Annotated in this window: 14 protein-coding genes and 1 other annotated feature (1 of these 15 only partly in view); of the genes, 6 read left to right on the forward strand and 8 right to left on the reverse strand. The window is 40.5% G+C overall.

Features of this window, described 5'->3' with window-relative positions; translation table 11 throughout:
* Positions 1-17: 17 nt before the first annotated feature.
* Both thiI and MHI16_RS13490 read right to left on the reverse strand, forming a co-directional pair.
* Positions 18-1,223 (reverse strand): tRNA uracil 4-sulfurtransferase ThiI, encoded by a 1,206-nt coding sequence (thiI, locus tag MHI16_RS13485; RefSeq protein ID WP_268466373.1) that lies wholly within the window; start codon positions 1,221-1,223, stop codon positions 18-20.
* Positions 1,224-1,227: 4 nt separating this feature from the next.
* Positions 1,228-2,370 (reverse strand): cysteine desulfurase family protein, encoded by a 1,143-nt coding sequence (locus MHI16_RS13490; protein ID WP_268466375.1) that lies wholly within the window; start codon positions 2,368-2,370, stop codon positions 1,228-1,230.
* 200 nt (positions 2,371-2,570) lie between these two features.
* Here MHI16_RS13490 and brnQ (MHI16_RS13495) point away from each other — a divergent pair, with 200 nt between their 5' ends.
* Together brnQ (MHI16_RS13495) and brnQ (MHI16_RS13500) are read left to right on the forward strand one after the other, a co-directional pair.
* On the forward strand, positions 2,571-3,914 hold the full coding sequence (gene brnQ / locus MHI16_RS13495; RefSeq protein WP_342497988.1) for a branched-chain amino acid transport system II carrier protein: 1,344 nt from the start codon (positions 2,571-2,573) through the stop codon (positions 3,912-3,914).
* A 214-nt stretch (positions 3,915-4,128) separates the two neighbouring features.
* Positions 4,129-5,472: a branched-chain amino acid transport system II carrier protein gene (brnQ, locus tag MHI16_RS13500; RefSeq protein WP_061409116.1), complete on the forward strand. Its 1,344-nt coding sequence runs from the start codon at positions 4,129-4,131 to the stop codon at positions 5,470-5,472.
* Between the two features lie 40 nt (positions 5,473-5,512).
* Here brnQ (MHI16_RS13500) and ezrA read toward each other — a convergent pair whose 3' ends face one another.
* Complete coding sequence (gene ezrA / locus MHI16_RS13505) at positions 5,513-7,216, reverse strand: septation ring formation regulator EzrA (protein ID WP_058015058.1); 1,704 nt, start codon at positions 7,214-7,216, stop codon at positions 5,513-5,515.
* Positions 7,217-7,556: 340 nt separating this feature from the next.
* On the opposite strand from ezrA, the gene hisJ reads away from it, so the two are divergent.
* Positions 7,557-8,372 carry a histidinol-phosphatase HisJ gene (gene hisJ, locus MHI16_RS13510; RefSeq protein WP_268466378.1) on the forward strand — a complete coding sequence of 272 codons (816 nt, stop codon included), beginning with the start codon at positions 7,557-7,559 and terminating at the stop codon, positions 8,370-8,372.
* Here the strand turns inward: hisJ and refZ are convergent.
* On the reverse strand, positions 8,342-9,007 hold the full coding sequence (refZ, locus tag MHI16_RS13515) for a forespore capture DNA-binding protein RefZ (protein WP_061409122.1): 666 nt from the start codon (positions 9,005-9,007) through the stop codon (positions 8,342-8,344). The genes hisJ and refZ overlap by 31 nt on opposite strands.
* A gap of 126 nt (positions 9,008-9,133) precedes the next feature.
* Between refZ and MHI16_RS13520 the strand changes: the two genes are divergently transcribed.
* The 3 genes from MHI16_RS13520 (at position 9,134) to MHI16_RS13530 (ending at position 11,286) form a co-directional block, all read left to right on the forward strand.
* A complete protein-coding gene (locus MHI16_RS13520) occupies positions 9,134-9,631 on the forward strand; it encodes a GAF domain-containing protein (RefSeq protein ID WP_268466382.1) in 498 nt (165 codons plus the stop codon).
* Between the two features lie 298 nt (positions 9,632-9,929).
* On the forward strand, positions 9,930-10,532 hold the full coding sequence (rpsD, locus tag MHI16_RS13525) for a 30S ribosomal protein S4 (RefSeq protein ID WP_058015054.1): 603 nt from the start codon (positions 9,930-9,932) through the stop codon (positions 10,530-10,532).
* A 202-nt stretch (positions 10,533-10,734) separates the two neighbouring features.
* Positions 10,735-11,286 carry a hypothetical protein gene (locus tag MHI16_RS13530; RefSeq protein WP_058015053.1) on the forward strand — a complete coding sequence of 184 codons (552 nt, stop codon included), beginning with the start codon at positions 10,735-10,737 and terminating at the stop codon, positions 11,284-11,286.
* A 52-nt stretch (positions 11,287-11,338) separates the two neighbouring features.
* Here MHI16_RS13530 and MHI16_RS13535 read toward each other — a convergent pair whose 3' ends face one another.
* The 4 genes from MHI16_RS13535 to tyrS form a co-directional block, all read right to left on the reverse strand.
* Positions 11,339-11,902 carry a cysteine hydrolase family protein gene (locus MHI16_RS13535; protein ID WP_058015052.1) on the reverse strand — a complete coding sequence of 188 codons (564 nt, stop codon included), beginning with the start codon at positions 11,900-11,902 and terminating at the stop codon, positions 11,339-11,341.
* 71 nt (positions 11,903-11,973) lie between these two features.
* Positions 11,974-12,183: a hypothetical protein gene (locus MHI16_RS13540; protein ID WP_058015051.1), complete on the reverse strand. Its 210-nt coding sequence runs from the start codon at positions 12,181-12,183 to the stop codon at positions 11,974-11,976.
* 97 nt (positions 12,184-12,280) lie between these two features.
* Entirely contained in the window at positions 12,281-12,928 is a 648-nt protein-coding gene (locus MHI16_RS13545; protein ID WP_058015050.1) for a triacylglycerol lipase, read from the reverse strand.
* Between the two features lie 250 nt (positions 12,929-13,178).
* Positions 13,179-14,447 carry a tyrosine--tRNA ligase gene (gene tyrS, locus MHI16_RS13550; protein WP_058015049.1) on the reverse strand — a complete coding sequence of 423 codons (1,269 nt, stop codon included), beginning with the start codon at positions 14,445-14,447 and terminating at the stop codon, positions 13,179-13,181.
* Positions 14,448-14,499: 52 nt separating this feature from the next.
* Positions 14,500-14,532 (reverse strand) — a binding site (T-box leader) (it continues 206 nt past the right edge of the window).

The following is a 14,532-nucleotide window of genomic DNA, read 5'->3' on the forward strand; positions in this document are numbered from 1 at the left end:
ATTATGAAATTTTTATATTAGAATAAATCAGCGAATTCGTCTGCCGCTTTCTTCTCTTTTGTGACGATGATCGTTTCGATTTGCTCCACTGCCTCATCGAGCATTGGCTCGAAATCAGCAAAGCTTTCGTATCGTTCTACTTTCTCAAGCTTTGGTTTTGTTTTAGGAGATGGCGGCGTAAAGATTGTGCAGCAGTCCTCGAAAGGCTGAATGCTTGTCTCGTATGTGCCAATTCGTCTCGCTTCATCAATAATGTCATTCTTATCAACCGCAATGAGCGGGCGAATGATTGGTGTATTGGTTACATGGTTAATGGCATACATGCTTTCAAGTGTTTGACTTGCGACTTGTCCAAGGCTTTCACCCGTAATAATCGCAAGAGCATCACGCTTCTCTCTTATTTTATCTGCAATTTTCAGCATCATTCTTCTTGTTGATGTCATCGTATAGTTTTCAGGTACTTGTTTATGAATCAGCTCTTGAATTTTTGTAAAAGGGACAATGTGAAGCTTCACTTCGCCTCCATATGCAGCTAAGCATTCTGTCAGATCAATGACCTTTTGCTTGGCACGTTCACTTGTATACGGGGGACTAAAGAAATGGATAGCCTCAATTTGAATACCGCGTTTCATCGCTTGATAGCCGGCAACTGGGCTGTCAAAGCCGCCTGAAAGCATGAGCATCGCTCTTCCACTTGAACCAACCGGCAGTCCGCCTGCACCTTTGACATCTTTGAATGTAATATATGTCGCATGTTCTCTTATTTCAATACGCAAATGCACATCCGGCTGTTTGACATTGACCGTTAAGTTTTCTGTATTCCTCAGCACATGTCCGCCAATTTCGCGGTTCATTTCATTTGAATCAAGTTCAAATTGTTTATAAGAGCGTTTCGTTGAGACCTTAAATGTATTTCCTTGTTCATATACTTCCTGTACAGCTGTGAGTGCCGCTTCTTTGATGGCATCGAGATTTGTCTCACATTTCACCGCAAGACTAAAGCTTTGAATGCCAAATACACCTTTAAGCTGTTCTGAAATCGGTTCAGGGTCTTCTCCGTTCAGCATAATCGTAATGCGGTCTCTATCAGATGCATACTTTAATGCTGCAAAGTCTTTCAATACAAACCGGATATGCTGCCTTAGTTTTTCAATAAATTTCTTTCTATTTTTCCCTTTTGTTGAAATTTCACCAAAACGGACTAAAATATGATCATATTTCATGTTGTTATCTCATTCCTTTTAATTTTTTCACACTTTGTGCGATCGATGTGATGATTTGCGGTGCTAGCTCTGGTCCTTGTCCATACGTCAAGCTGATTCTCATACTGCTTTTTGCCACTTCTTCCGGTTTCCCCATCGCTAGGAGAACTTGGCTTGGCTCCTTTTTCTTAGCTGAGCAGGCAGAGGTTGTCGAAACATATATCCCTTCTTTTTCAAGCATATGGAGAAAGACCTCGATCTGAATACCTGGCACTGAAAAATTCACAATATGCGGCGCACTTTGCGTCAGCGGTGTGTTGATGACAATACCTTCTATTTCTCCAAGCTGCTTTAGCAGCTGCATTTTTATGTTGAGCATTTCATCATGATGTTTTTTCAGCAGCTCGAATGATTGTTTCATGGCTTTTGCTAGGCTGACAGCACCAGCAGGGTTTTCAGTACCTGAACGCAGGCCTAATTCCTGCTCTCCTCCTGTGATAAAAGGGGCAAGCACTACACCTTTTTTTAAAAAGAGCGCTCCTGTGCCTTTTAAGCCATGAATTTTATGACCAGATATCGTCAAAAGATCCACATCCAGTTGTTTATCAAGTGCTACTCTGCACATCCCCTGCACCCCATCGACATGAAAAAGGGCATTTTCAGCATGCTCACGAATCATGCCAGCAGCTTCTACAATCGGCTGGATGGCACCCGTTTCGTTATTAACGTGCATCATACTGACAAGAACTGTATCAGGGCGAAGCACTTCTTTTAAATGATTCATATCTGCATGACCATGCTCATTTACTTGAATATAGGAGATATCAAAACCAAATAAAGCCTTCAGCTGTTCAAACGATTCGATGACAGAGGGATGTTCAACGGCTGTTGTCACAATATGTTTCCCCCGGTTCATTTTGGCGAGAGCTGCTCCTTTAATGGCAATGTTGTTCGCTTCTGTTGCACCAGAAGTAAAGATAATCTCATATTGTTTCAAGCCTGTATAGTGAAGCATTTGTTTTCTCGTTTCATTTAGCAGCCGGCTTGCATCAATTCCTAGCTGATGAAGCGATGACGGATTACCAAAAAAACGTTCACTCACTTGCTGATATACTTGTAAAACCTCTGGGTAAGGCTTGGTTGTTGCACTATTATCAAGATAGATCATATTGTAACTCCTTACAAAAAACTTAAAAAATAAATGCATTTATATGTTACCATAATGAAGTCAGACATAGAATTTTCTGAAAATGGCAGTTGACAACTTTTCATTTTCACTATATCATCCATAGTGCCATTGGCACATAAACATTTTAATTGTCAGAATATTTTAATTTGGCACACTACACTGATTAAGGAGGAACTATTTTGAAAAATAGTTTAAGTATAAAGGAGACGCTAGCCATTGGCCTAATGCTTTTTGCATTATTCTTTGGCGCAGGAAATATGATTTTCCCACCTGTTCTTGGACAATATGCGGGTGAGAATGTATGGCTTGCCATCGGTGGATTTTTACTCACAGGAGTAGGTCTTCCGCTTCTTGGGGTGATTGCAGTCGCCCTTACAGGTACCGGTGCAAAAGGCCTTGCAGATAAAGCACACCCAAAATTCGGGACCATCTTTACCGTTATTTTGTATTTATCTATCGGGCCATTTTTCGCTATTCCACGAACTGGTACGGTTTCGTATGAGATAGGATTAGCTCCATTTCTTTCAGGTGCCCAATCCACTTCATGGGTACCACTATTCATCTTTACTGTAGTGTTTTTCACTATTTCATACTTGCTTGCTTTAAATCCTTCAAAGCTGGTTGATCGAATTGGTAAAATTTTGACACCGATCTTATTAACTGTAATTGCTATTATTGTCATTAAAGCCATTGCTACGCCAATGGGAATGATCGGTGCTCCTGATGCAACCTATAAAGCAAACCCGCTCTTTACTGGATTTTTAGAAGGCTATAAAACAATGGATGCTCTTGCTTCTATCGTATTTGGAATCGTCGTGGTGACAGCTGTTAAGGACAGAGGCATCACAGAGCGTAAATCTCTTGCAGCAGCTTGTATTAAAGCAGGACTCGTGGCAGCTGTTGGGCTGGCACTCGTATACATTTCACTTGCTTATGTGGGTGCTTCAAGTCCCGATGCGACGGGAATGGTTGGAGCAAATGATGGCGGCAAACTGCTTTCACTTTCTGCAAACTTTTTATTCGGTTCTGCTGGTAACATTGTTCTTGGCGCAGCCATTTTATTCGCTTGTTTAACGACTAGTGTTGGACTTATTTCATCTTGTGGAGAATATTTTTCAAAGCTCTTCCCTAGCCTGTCTTATCGCACAGTCGTTCTGATCGTATCTTTATTTAGTACACTGGTTGCAAACCTTGGACTGGCACAAATTATCTCTCTATCTGTTCCAGTTCTTGTATCGATCTATCCACTAGCCATTGTCATTATTTTATTGTCATTCCTTGATCGCTGGATTAACGGAAGAAGACTCATTTATATCGTATCTCTTATCTTTACTGGTTTCTTCGCCATCATTGATGGATTATTAGCTGCCGAAGTTAATCTAGGCGGCTTGCCTGGCATCTTGAAATCAATTGTTCCGTTTTACGATTTAGGCATTGGCTGGATCATACCAGCTGTTATCGGTGCTGTGGTTGGTTTACTTATTTCGATGTTTACCAGCCCGCCAAAGCAGCTTGTCTCATAATTATCGCAAGCTAAAACATCCCCTTCCAAAGAAGAAGGGGATGTTTTTTTATTGTTCTTCATATACTAAAATAGAAAAATTCATGACTTTTGTACGTAAACACATGTTGACATCAGGCGTACATCCTTTATAATTAGTGATTGTTAATGATGAACGGTTACCTAGCAACTAATTAACAGAATATTTCAACATAATAATGGAGGCTTTAAATGCAATGAAGGCAACTTTGTCGACGAAAGATACGGTTATCATAGGTTTTATGCTGTTTGCTCTATTCTTCGGCGCCGGTAATATGATTTATCCACCAGAGCTTGGGCAATATGCTGGGCAAAATGTGTGGAAAGCAATGGGCGGATTTTTATTAACAGGTGTCGGTTTACCTCTTCTAGGGATTATTGCAATCGCTCTGACAGGTCGAGATGCGAAAGGATTAGCTGATAAAGCTCACCCAGCTTTTGGAACAGCGTTTACCGTCATTTTATATTTATCTATTGGGCCACTTTTCGCTATTCCTCGGACAGGAACGGTTTCATATGAAATTGGTGCATTACCCTTTTTAGCAGGTGTACCAGCTTGGCTCTCACTTCTTTTATTCACACTTGTCTTTTTTGGTATTACGTATTATCTTGCTCTAAATCCAACGAAGATTGTGGATCGTGTAGGGAAAGTATTAACACCAATTAAATTTACGATTATTTTTATCATTATTGTCAAAGCCATTTTAACGCCGATGGGCGTCATTGGCACACCTGATGTATCCTATAGCAATGGGTCATTTTTCAAAGGATTTTTAGAGGGCTATAAAACCATGGATGCTCTTGCTTCTATTGTGTTTGGGGTTGTTGTCATCAACGCCATTAAAGGACGCGGTGTGACAAGTAAAAAGGCACTGACTTCTGCTTGTATCAAAGCGGGTCTGATTGCAGCTTGCGGATTAACATTTGTTTATCTATCTCTTGCTTATTTAGGCGCTTCAAGTACACACGCCATTGGTTTTGTTGGAGATGGCAGTAAAATCTTGGCTCAGTCTTCTCAATTTTTATTTGGCAGTTTAGGAAATATTGTGTTGGGTGCTGCGATTACGGTTGCTTGTTTAACGACAAGTATCGGTCTCGTTACATCATGCGGAGAGTATTTCTCGAATTTATTACCTAAACTTTCTTATAAAATGGTCGTTACACTCGTGACATTATTCAGTTTTATTATTTCAAATTTTGGACTTGCTCATATTATTGCTTTCTCTGTACCAGTTTTAACTGCCATTTACCCGCTAGCGATTGTCATCATTGTTTTGTCGCTGGCAGATAAATGGATTGGTCAAAGAAGACCTGTATATGTCCTTACTTTGATTTTAACAGGCTGCGTCAGTTTGTTTGACGGCTTAGTAGCAGCGAAACTCCCGATTGGACCAGTGGAGGATCTCTTTCAAACGATATTACCTTTATATGATCTTGGTATTGGATGGGTTGTTCCTGCTATTTTCGGAGTGGTCATTGGGTTCATTCTTTCTCTTTTCACTTCTTCTGCTTCCCAAAAGCGGGAGAAACAAGCATCTTAACAGAAAAAAGCTGAAGTCCTGTAAATGGACTTCAGCTTTTTTATTGATGCTGATACTCTTTTTCTTGCTGAGCTAACAGCTTTTGTACAGCGCCAGGTGATGCTTTTTCAACAGCCGCTGCTGCTATATCAAATGATCCGTTGTAATCATAGGCGTAAAATCTTCGTTCTGCCTCTTTTAATTGTTCTGAAAGAATATGGTTTTGACTTCTAAAACGATTGCCGTATTGAATGATTCGTTCAATTTGATCCACTTTACTGAGCATTTCTTCTGTCTCATCCACAACATTTTTGACTGTGTCAGAGGCATCTTTTAATTGCTGATTTACTGCCGGCATGTTGAGTGGCAGGTTTTCTAGCTGCTCGTGCACTTGATGAATCATCTCCTGTGCTTTTTCAGCGCTCTCTTTCATCTCAGCAGGTACACCTGGAATATTACTTTTATGCAGCTGGCGTACTGTATCTGTCAGCATCGTTTTAAGCTCAGCCAGTGTTTCTCTCGCTTGTAATTCTTCTTTTCTTAATGATTGAAGATGACCTTTAAATGTGTCATGCAATGCTTTTGCATCTTCGATGAAGGTCTCCAGCTGATTGATTTCATCCATTAATAATGAATATGCCACGTGATCACGATCAAGCTTCTCGCGGATTTGTTTCATCAGCTTTTCAATTTCTTCTATACGTTTTTCGAATGCTTTCTGTTGATCGAGTTCTCCTGCTGTCAGCTTGTAGCTTTCTTTCACAAGAGCCGTTTCTGCCTTTGTTTGTGTGTGATCTTGCTCGAGCTTTTCGAATGCTTCTGTGAGCTCAGGCATTCTGCTTTTGATTTCCTGACCTGCCTCTACTTCTGCCTCCAGCTGATCATAAAGCGTCTCAATCGCATCATCGATCATTTGCAAAATGCTTGATGCCTCTTCTAAATTGAGTTCATCAATGAGCAATTTTTCCGCTCTCGCAAGCTGTTTGTTTAAAGTCTCCAGCTCTTTCGTGATCTGGATGTGCTCCAGCTTGTAACCTTTTTCCGACATTTCCTGATATCCGTCTTTCAGCTTCGTCAGCTGACCTGGTACGGTTTGTTTGCAGTCTGCAATAAGCTTTGGTACATCATTGATATATAGTTGAAGCTGGTCGAGTCTGCGGTCTTGCTCAAGCAAAATTTTTCTTGCTTTCATGTAGTTTCCGTTTTCTGTTTCTTCCTCGTACTGCTTGATCCCTTCCCAGGCCTCATCTAAGTCCTGCTCCATTTTGTCATAAAGGGTGCCATATAAATGGCTGTACGCAAGCAGATTTTTTCGAACCGTTTGATATTGCTCCTTGACCTTTTCAATTTCCTTGCGATTTTGCTCCTCGCTTGTGACAAGGTCTGCAATTTCTTTTAAAATGTCTTCAATGTTCGAATCAGCAGCACTCAGCAAGTCCTCAATATGTGCAAGAACCTGCTTGGCTTTGGAGAATCGATATTTATCAGAATACTCTTCTGCGTCATATAATAGCTCCTCTACCTTTGGAAGATGGGCTGTCACGATATCGTCCCACTCTGCACGCCATCTTTCAAAAAATTGCTCTGTTTCTCCGGTCATTTTTAAGTGTTTGATTTTTGAAATTTCTTCTACAATTGATCTGTTTAAAATTTCAATTTTCCATGCTTCCAATCGGTCAATCTCTTTATATATATTTTTTCTGAGGAAATAACCGACTGAAAACAAAGCAAGCAAAATGACAATTAAACCGATGATAAACTCCATAATGAGCCCCCTTGTTGTGATCTAAGTGATGTCAGGGTAAAAGTGTCCCGAGTAGACCTGAGAACCCTTTCGTGTCCGCTTTGCATTTGTCTTTTTATAAACAGGATCGTATGTTTTCCAATACCATCCATTCACGGTTTTATGTATGTTTTTCAAGAAAGTATTTGAGCGCTTTCTATCATTTGATCACACGTATCCATGTGACCTGCTTTTATGTATGCGGAAGCTGTCGTTTTCATTGTTATTATGATACCATGTAACCAGCATTTTTGGTCATGATTTTTCATTATTTTCGCTGATAAACATGACGTTTTTCAAAATATCGACAAGAGGTGACGACATGCTGAAGCAAGATGCACATCTACATACACCGTTTTGCCCGCACGGCTCGCTTGATTCATTTCATTCTTATATTGAAAAAGCCATCAAAAAGGGATTTGATTCCATAACCTTTACCGAGCATGCCCCTCTGCCTCCATCGTTCCATGATCCAACACCAGAGCAGGATAGTGCCATGAAGCTCCAAGAACTTGAATCGTATATAACGAAATTGGATCAGCTGAAACTGGAATACACAGGCCAATTAATAGTAAAAACTGGGCTTGAGGTTGACTATATCAAAGAGTATGAAGAGGAAACAAGTGCCTTTTTAGACTGCTATGGTCCAGAACTAGACGATAGCATTTTATCTGTTCACTTTCTTCCTGCTGGCGATGATTATATTTGCCTTGATTTTGACGAGAATGCCTTCCAGCAGCTAATAAGCCTCTATGGCACCATCGAACAGGTCTATCAGAGCTACTATGACCAAATTCATTCTTCTATTCTATCATCTTTAGGTCGTTATAAGCCAAATAGAATCGGTCATATCACCCTTGTGCAGAAATTCAAACAGTTTTTCCCATTTGAGATGACACCTGCACTTTGTCAAAAGGTCACCCTTTGTCTTGAAGAAACGGCAAAAAAAGGCATGTCCTTAGATTTTAATACATCAGGTCTTCGTAAAACATATGCCAGAAGTATCTATTTAGATCAATGGATGATTGATCTTGCAAAACAGAAAAAAATCCCGCTCATATTTGGGTCTGATGCCCATCAAGCGGAAGATCTCGGATATGCTTATGATCAATTCGAAGACATCATGAGTTTTAAATGAGAATCTAATGCCGGCTTTTTTGGTTCTAGTAAATGATGAAGAGAGCGGCTCAGTTCCTTAAAATACGTTTGATAGAAATAAGGCTCATTTGGATTTAGATAAAGCACCTCCATTAAATATTGCGTCTGTAAATAGGGCATCATGAGTAGTGATTTCAGCTGAATCATAAAAGATGAGATGGAGAGCTGCTCACAAATCACATGGGTGTTTTTTCCTTTTTCAATGATGAGCTGAAACAAATATTTTTCTTTCGTTAAATAGGTTGACATAATTTCTCTAATGAGCGTCGAATCAATCGTTACCTCTCGATAAACGAAACGGGTTAATTGACGGTGCTCGTGCTGATAAGATAAAATATCAAAAACCACATGTAGTAAGCATTCTTTTGCATGACGAGTTTCCATGTGATGGATATGTGATTCAATCATGTGAATATAGCCTTCATAAAAATCGGATACGAGCTGCTCAAGCAGCCCTCCTTTTCCTTGAAAGTAATAAGAAATGTGGGCAACGTTGACGTTTGCTTCCTTCGCAATCTCACGGACAGAGGTTCCAGAAAATCCTTTTTGGTTAAAAAGTCTGATGGCAGCTTCAATAATACGGTCTTTTGTTTGCATGGTTGTTGATGTTTTCATCCGCTCACCCCTCTTCATGTGTACATACTTCAAGATGAAGGTGGAAGTTCCTTTTACAATTGCTCGACAAATCCCACATGCGAGACGCAAGTTATGCATTTTTGAGATAGAAAGTAGGAGATTTTCATGTTTCATGTCGAAAAACAGTCTGGCGATCCATCAAAAGACTATCAATTGCTCGTTAAACAGGTCGAAGCCATTACAGATGGTGAGCCTGATCTAATTGCCAACCTGGCAAATGCTGCGGCGCTATTGTATCATTCACTCCCAGAGGTTAATTGGGCAGGGTTTTATTTAGCTAAAGGCGGCGAGCTTGTGCTCGGACCGTTTAACGGACTGCCTGCATGTGTGCGAATCCCATCTGGAAAAGGTGTTTGCGGTACTGCGTTTGCAAAAGGTGAAGTCCAGCGCATCGCTGATGTACATGCATTTCCTGGACATATCGCATGTGATGCAGCATCACAATCTGAAATTGTCGTTCCGCTCAAGGTAAATGGAGAGATCATTGGAGTACTCGACATTGACAGCCCTGTGAAAGACCGTTTCAGTGAAGTAGATGAAACCTACTTAATTCAATTTACCGAGGTACTCCAGAATGCGTTATCCGCCTCTACAAATGCGTAATCTTACAAAAAGCAGACATATTGTCTGCTTTTTTATTTTTCTTCGCAGACGCAAGGCACCGCCATTGCTTCTAAATAGGTTGACTTCTCCTATCCAGCGTCCTATAATAGAGTTTGTGTGAAATATGGCAGCCTTTTTGTTCGGCTTTTTTGTATCATTTTGTTCCTTCTATATGAAGGTGCATCTTGTAACTCCCTGCTGCTGGAGCGAGGATGCATGAAAACATAATGACGGAAAAGACAAAGAACAGACGGTTTTTATTTTTCACAAATAAAAACAAATAAGGAGGAGTCACATTATGGCTCGCTATACAGGTCCAAGTTGGAAGATTTCCCGCCGTTTAGGCATTTCATTAAGCGGAACAGGTAAGGAACTTGAAAAACGCCCTTACGCTCCAGGCCCACATGGTCCAGGACAACGCAAAAAACTATCTGAATACGGTTTACAATTACAAGAGAAGCAAAAGCTTCGTCACATGTACGGTGTCAACGAACGTCAATTCCGTACACTATTTGACAAAGCTGCTAAAATTCCTGGTAAACAAGGTGAAAACTTCATGATTCTTCTTGAAACTCGCCTTGACAACCTAGTATACCGTCTTGGCCTTGCTCGTACTCGCCGCCAAGCTCGTCAGTTAGTCAACCATGGTCACATCCTTGTTGATGGAAGCCGTGTAGACATCCCATCTTTCTCTGTGAAACCAGGTCAAACGATTGCTCTTCGTGAGAAATCTCAAAACCTTGCAGTTGTGAAAGAATCAGTTGAAGTGAACAGCTTCGTTCCTGAATACCTTACTTTCGATGCTGAAAAGCTTGAAGGAACTTTCACTCGTCTTCCAGAGCGTTCTGAATTAGCGCCTGAAATCAGCGAACAACTAATCGTTGAGTTCTACTCTCGTTAATTTCATGACTCTCCAAAGAGAGATCAAAGAAACCCTAGATCCCTTGATTATTCAAGGATTTCTAGGGTTTTTTGTTTGCGATTCTTTTTTCAATCCCCCCCTCCAAATCACCGTATACAAATATAGGGAAATATTGATAGAATGGTGATGGATGACATATCCAATCGGATGGTCTTCTATAGTACTTAAATGGAGGAGTTCCATGTATAGTATCACAATCATTATATTCTTACTCTTCACCCTAGCTGCTATCGCCTATTCAATTTTAAGAAAAAAACAAATCATCGATGGACCACCAAATAGGTTTGCTGCAAGTCTGTTTATCCTACTGCTCTTTTTTTCTCTCTGTTTTGTGATCGTCGTTTCAGCTGGTGTGCTATACATCGCCACTTTAGGCGTAAATTTTCTTTTTGGAGAGCAAATTACGTATGATTCATTTTTTTCTTTGATTTCTTTCTCATTATTCGTGAGTGTCATCGTCGTTTTTTGGTCACCTATTCTTCTATTCGTAGGCAAAGGGCTGGCTTATTTACTTAAGCTCCCTACATGGCTAACTTATGCTTTAGAATGGATCAGTTCTTGGATTGTTTTACATCTCTCTATCAAGTATGTCCTTAACATCAACCTAGTGAATGTATCGATAGGGGAGTACGGTATATTGATTTTATCATTCTTTGTCAGCTTTATATTTATTGAGATTGATCTCATATACTCACGTAAAAAACAACGAAAACAAATCACTGGACACATCTGACTTGGCATAAAAAAAGCTCCTAGAATTTTTCTAGGAGCTTTCTAACGTTCAATTATGATTTTGCCAAATTTGTGATGAGTTGCTCTGTTGTCAGCACAGTCGCAAATTCATCATGGAGTGTGGCAAGTGAGAGCCGATGGATTGTTTCTGGGTCAAAATATGTACCAGTTTGATCTGTTAGCCCAAAGGCAGCTGTTGCGTCCGAAATCAGATACGTATCAAAGCCCAGGTTTCCGCTCATTCTTGTAGTTGTGGATACGCAGTGCGGTGTTGTTAATCCTGCGATCACGACTGTGTCAACATGGTTTGATCTTAGTTGTTCTTCCAAGTTCGTACCAATGAAGCTGCTGTTCACTTTCTTTTGGATCACCAATTCTTCTTCTAACGGTCTGGCAATATCTTTGAACAGATGTCCTTCATTTGCCGGATGAAACACAGAGTCTGGATTGTCGGCTGTATGCTGAATATGAATGACTTTCCAGCCTTTCTCTCTCCAAAACCTCAATAGGCGGCTGATATTTTCCTCGGCCTCTAGATTATTTCGTTCTCCCCATTTTTCATGCTCGAACGCCTTCTGTACATCTACAATGATTAAAGCTTTTTGACTCGTTTGCACAAACGCTCACCTCCGAAGATTCTTATTCACTACATGTAGTGTACGTAATGGTGATCCATTTGTACATGCTTTTACTGTTGTTTTGCCTGTTTTTGCATAAAAAAAATAAACCACACACTAGTGATGATGTAATAGATACCGATAATCGATGTACAATTAGACAGCACCTCGCCAATTTGAACTGATTTGACGAACTTCATCCAAATAAAATAGATAATGAGAAATGAGCATGGAAAATAGAGAAAGTATCCGAAGAAATATTGCTTGAGTCTGTGTGTCAACGTGTGGCCTCCTTAAAAATTCCCCTCCACCAACTAGCTTCTGCCATATGGCGATGACATCAAAAAAGACAGCACAAGTCGCTGTCTTTTTCATGTTTTAATTCGTATTCTGTCCTCCGCCATTCAATCCTTCTTTCACATACCCTTTCACTTGGCTTGAGGTTAATAGACCGATATGTCCAACGCCGTGGATCAGGACATTTCTTGCGCCAATTAAACGAGAGAGGCTGTTGACAACAATCATATCTGCTGAGCTATAGACAGATGTGTAAAGAATTTTTTGATTTGGATCAGTGCCTGGTAATGCTCTGAGTGATACGAGTCCATTCGCTCCTCCAAGTGTGACGACGTTTTCAATTTTATCGCCGCCGTCTAGATTCTTAATATAGTATAACGTGTTCGCCCCGCCCATACTATGCGCCACAATATCTACTTTTTTAGCACCCGTTTTGTCTAGCACATCTTTGACGAATCTGGATAGACGAGGACCATTGTTGCGGTTATTACCTGTTTTGTCTATGAAATCGATAGCAAATAATTGGTTTCGATCCCAGCCTTGTGTAACCAAATAACTTTTAATCGAAGCGAAGTTATAAGACGCTCCTCCCATACCATGCACCATCACTACCGGATTATGCTCAGCCGCTTTGATTTCTTTCGGCTGGATGAAGGCCATTGAACCTAGCACTAAGGCAAGGGCAACAAGAATTTGCAAACTCTTTTTCTTAAATCGAATCACTTTCATTCCCCCTTATTCATCTTATTCGACTCTATTTTATACAAGAAAAATATGTCAGAAAAGTGAACAAGGCACTGTTTGTTGCTTTATTTCACAGAAAATAATTACTGAAAAAGCACCTTTGACTTTCTCAGCGCCAATGCCAAAAGACTAGACAAAGTCTCTATGAACAGTCTAATAGACTCTTAACTGAGCACCCGTCTCACATTTTAAATAAAAAAAGCAGCCGGTTATCACAGCCGGCTGCACATCGTTCTTATTTGTAATTCACAAGGAAGTATTTCTTTTTCCCTCTTCTTAAGACGGTAAATTGGTTTTCAATTCTATCTTCCGCTGAAAGGACGTAGTCTTTATCGGTTTGTCTCTCTCCGTTGATGGAAACTGCACCATTTGTGATGTCTTCACGTGCTTGACGTTTTGATGGTGACAGCTTCGATTCCACAAGGACATCGACAAGTGTCAACTCTTCTGTGCTGCTTTTCTCCATTGATGGAACATCTTTAAAGCCTACTTTGACTTCTTCGGCTGAAAGAGATTTAATCTCACCTTTAAATAGGGCATTTGAGATGTTGACTGCCTGTTCTAGTGATTCACGGCCATGTACGAGTGTTGTGACTTCCTCTGCTAGACGGCGCTGTGCTTCACGTTTTTCAGGTGCTGTTTGCACTTTTTCTTCGTAAGATGCGATCTCTTCTTTCGATAAGAACGTAAAGTATTTTAAGTATTTCACAACGTCACGGTCATCTGTGTTGATCCAGAATTGGTAGAACTCATATGGAGATGTTTTTTCTTTATCTAACCAAATGGCGCCGCCTTCTGTTTTACCAAACTTCGTGCCGTCTGCTTTCGTGACAAGCGGCATCGTTAAACCAAATGCTTTTGCCCCTTCTGCTTCAGACTTACGGATCAGCTCAAGTCCAGATGTAATATTTCCCCACTGGTCGCTTCCGCCAATTTGCAGTTTACAGTTTTCATTTCTGTAAAGGTTTAAAAAGTCTAAAGATTGCAGGATGACGTAGCTGAACTCTGTGTACGAAATACCTGTCTCAATCCGTGAGCTGACGATATCTTTTGCCAGCATGAAGTTCACACCGAAGTTCTTCCCAATATCACGAAGGAATGTGATCACATTCATTTGGCTGATCCAGTCGTAGTTATTCACGATAACGGCTGGGTTCTCGCCTGCTTCAAAATCAAGAAATTGAGAAAGCTGTCCTTTGATTTTATCTGACCACTGTTCGACGATTTCTGCTGGGTTTAGTGAACGTTCTGCTTTTTTGAAGCTAGGGTCACCGATTAGTCCAGTTGCACCGCCAACAAGAGCAATCGGGTGATGACCTGCTTCCTGGAATCTGCGTAATGTTAAAATTGGCAATAGGTGACCAATGTGTAAGCTGTCCGCTGTTGGGTCAAAACCGGAGTATAGCTTGATTTTTTCTTCTGCTAATAATTTTGTTAAACCTTCTTCATCTGTTTGCTGCTGAATTAATCCTCTAAACGATAACTCTTCCATCAATTGACTCATATCTCATTCTCCTTTTTTACAATTCAACATAAAAAACGCCCCTTCGAATGAACGAAGGGACGATATATATCGCGGTACCACCCTG

This window comes from Bacillus sp. FSL K6-0923 (genome assembly GCF_038630825.1).
Taxonomy (GTDB): Bacteria; Bacillota; Bacilli; order Bacillales; family Bacillaceae; genus Bacillus; species Bacillus pumilus.

What these genes read in the sequence shown, in the direction of transcription:
- rpsD (WP_058015054.1), top strand. Translation starts at nt 9,930, where the DNA reads ATGGCTCGCTATACAGGTCCAAGTTGGAAGATTTCCCGCCGTTTAGGC.
- hisJ (WP_268466378.1), top strand. Translation starts at nt 7,557, where the DNA reads ATGCTGAAGCAAGATGCACATCTACATACACCGTTTTGCCCGCACGGC.
- thiI (WP_268466373.1), bottom strand. Translation starts at nt 1,223, where the DNA reads ATGAAATATGATCATATTTTAGTCCGTTTTGGTGAAATTTCAACAAAA.
- MHI16_RS13520 (WP_268466382.1), top strand. Translation starts at nt 9,134, where the DNA reads ATGTTTCATGTCGAAAAACAGTCTGGCGATCCATCAAAAGACTATCAA.
- MHI16_RS13490 (WP_268466375.1), bottom strand. Translation starts at nt 2,370, where the DNA reads ATGATCTATCTTGATAATAGTGCAACAACCAAGCCTTACCCAGAGGTT.
- refZ (WP_061409122.1), bottom strand. Translation starts at nt 9,007, where the DNA reads ATGAAAACATCAACAACCATGCAAACAAAAGACCGTATTATTGAAGCT.
- ezrA (WP_058015058.1), bottom strand. Translation starts at nt 7,216, where the DNA reads ATGGAGTTTATCATCGGTTTAATTGTCATTTTGCTTGCTTTGTTTTCA.
- MHI16_RS13530 (WP_058015053.1), top strand. Translation starts at nt 10,735, where the DNA reads ATGTATAGTATCACAATCATTATATTCTTACTCTTCACCCTAGCTGCT.
- MHI16_RS13545 (WP_058015050.1), bottom strand. Translation starts at nt 12,928, where the DNA reads ATGAAAGTGATTCGATTTAAGAAAAAGAGTTTGCAAATTCTTGTTGCC.
- tyrS (WP_058015049.1), bottom strand. Translation starts at nt 14,447, where the DNA reads ATGAGTCAATTGATGGAAGAGTTATCGTTTAGAGGATTAATTCAGCAG.
- brnQ (WP_061409116.1), top strand. Translation starts at nt 4,129, where the DNA reads ATGAAGGCAACTTTGTCGACGAAAGATACGGTTATCATAGGTTTTATG.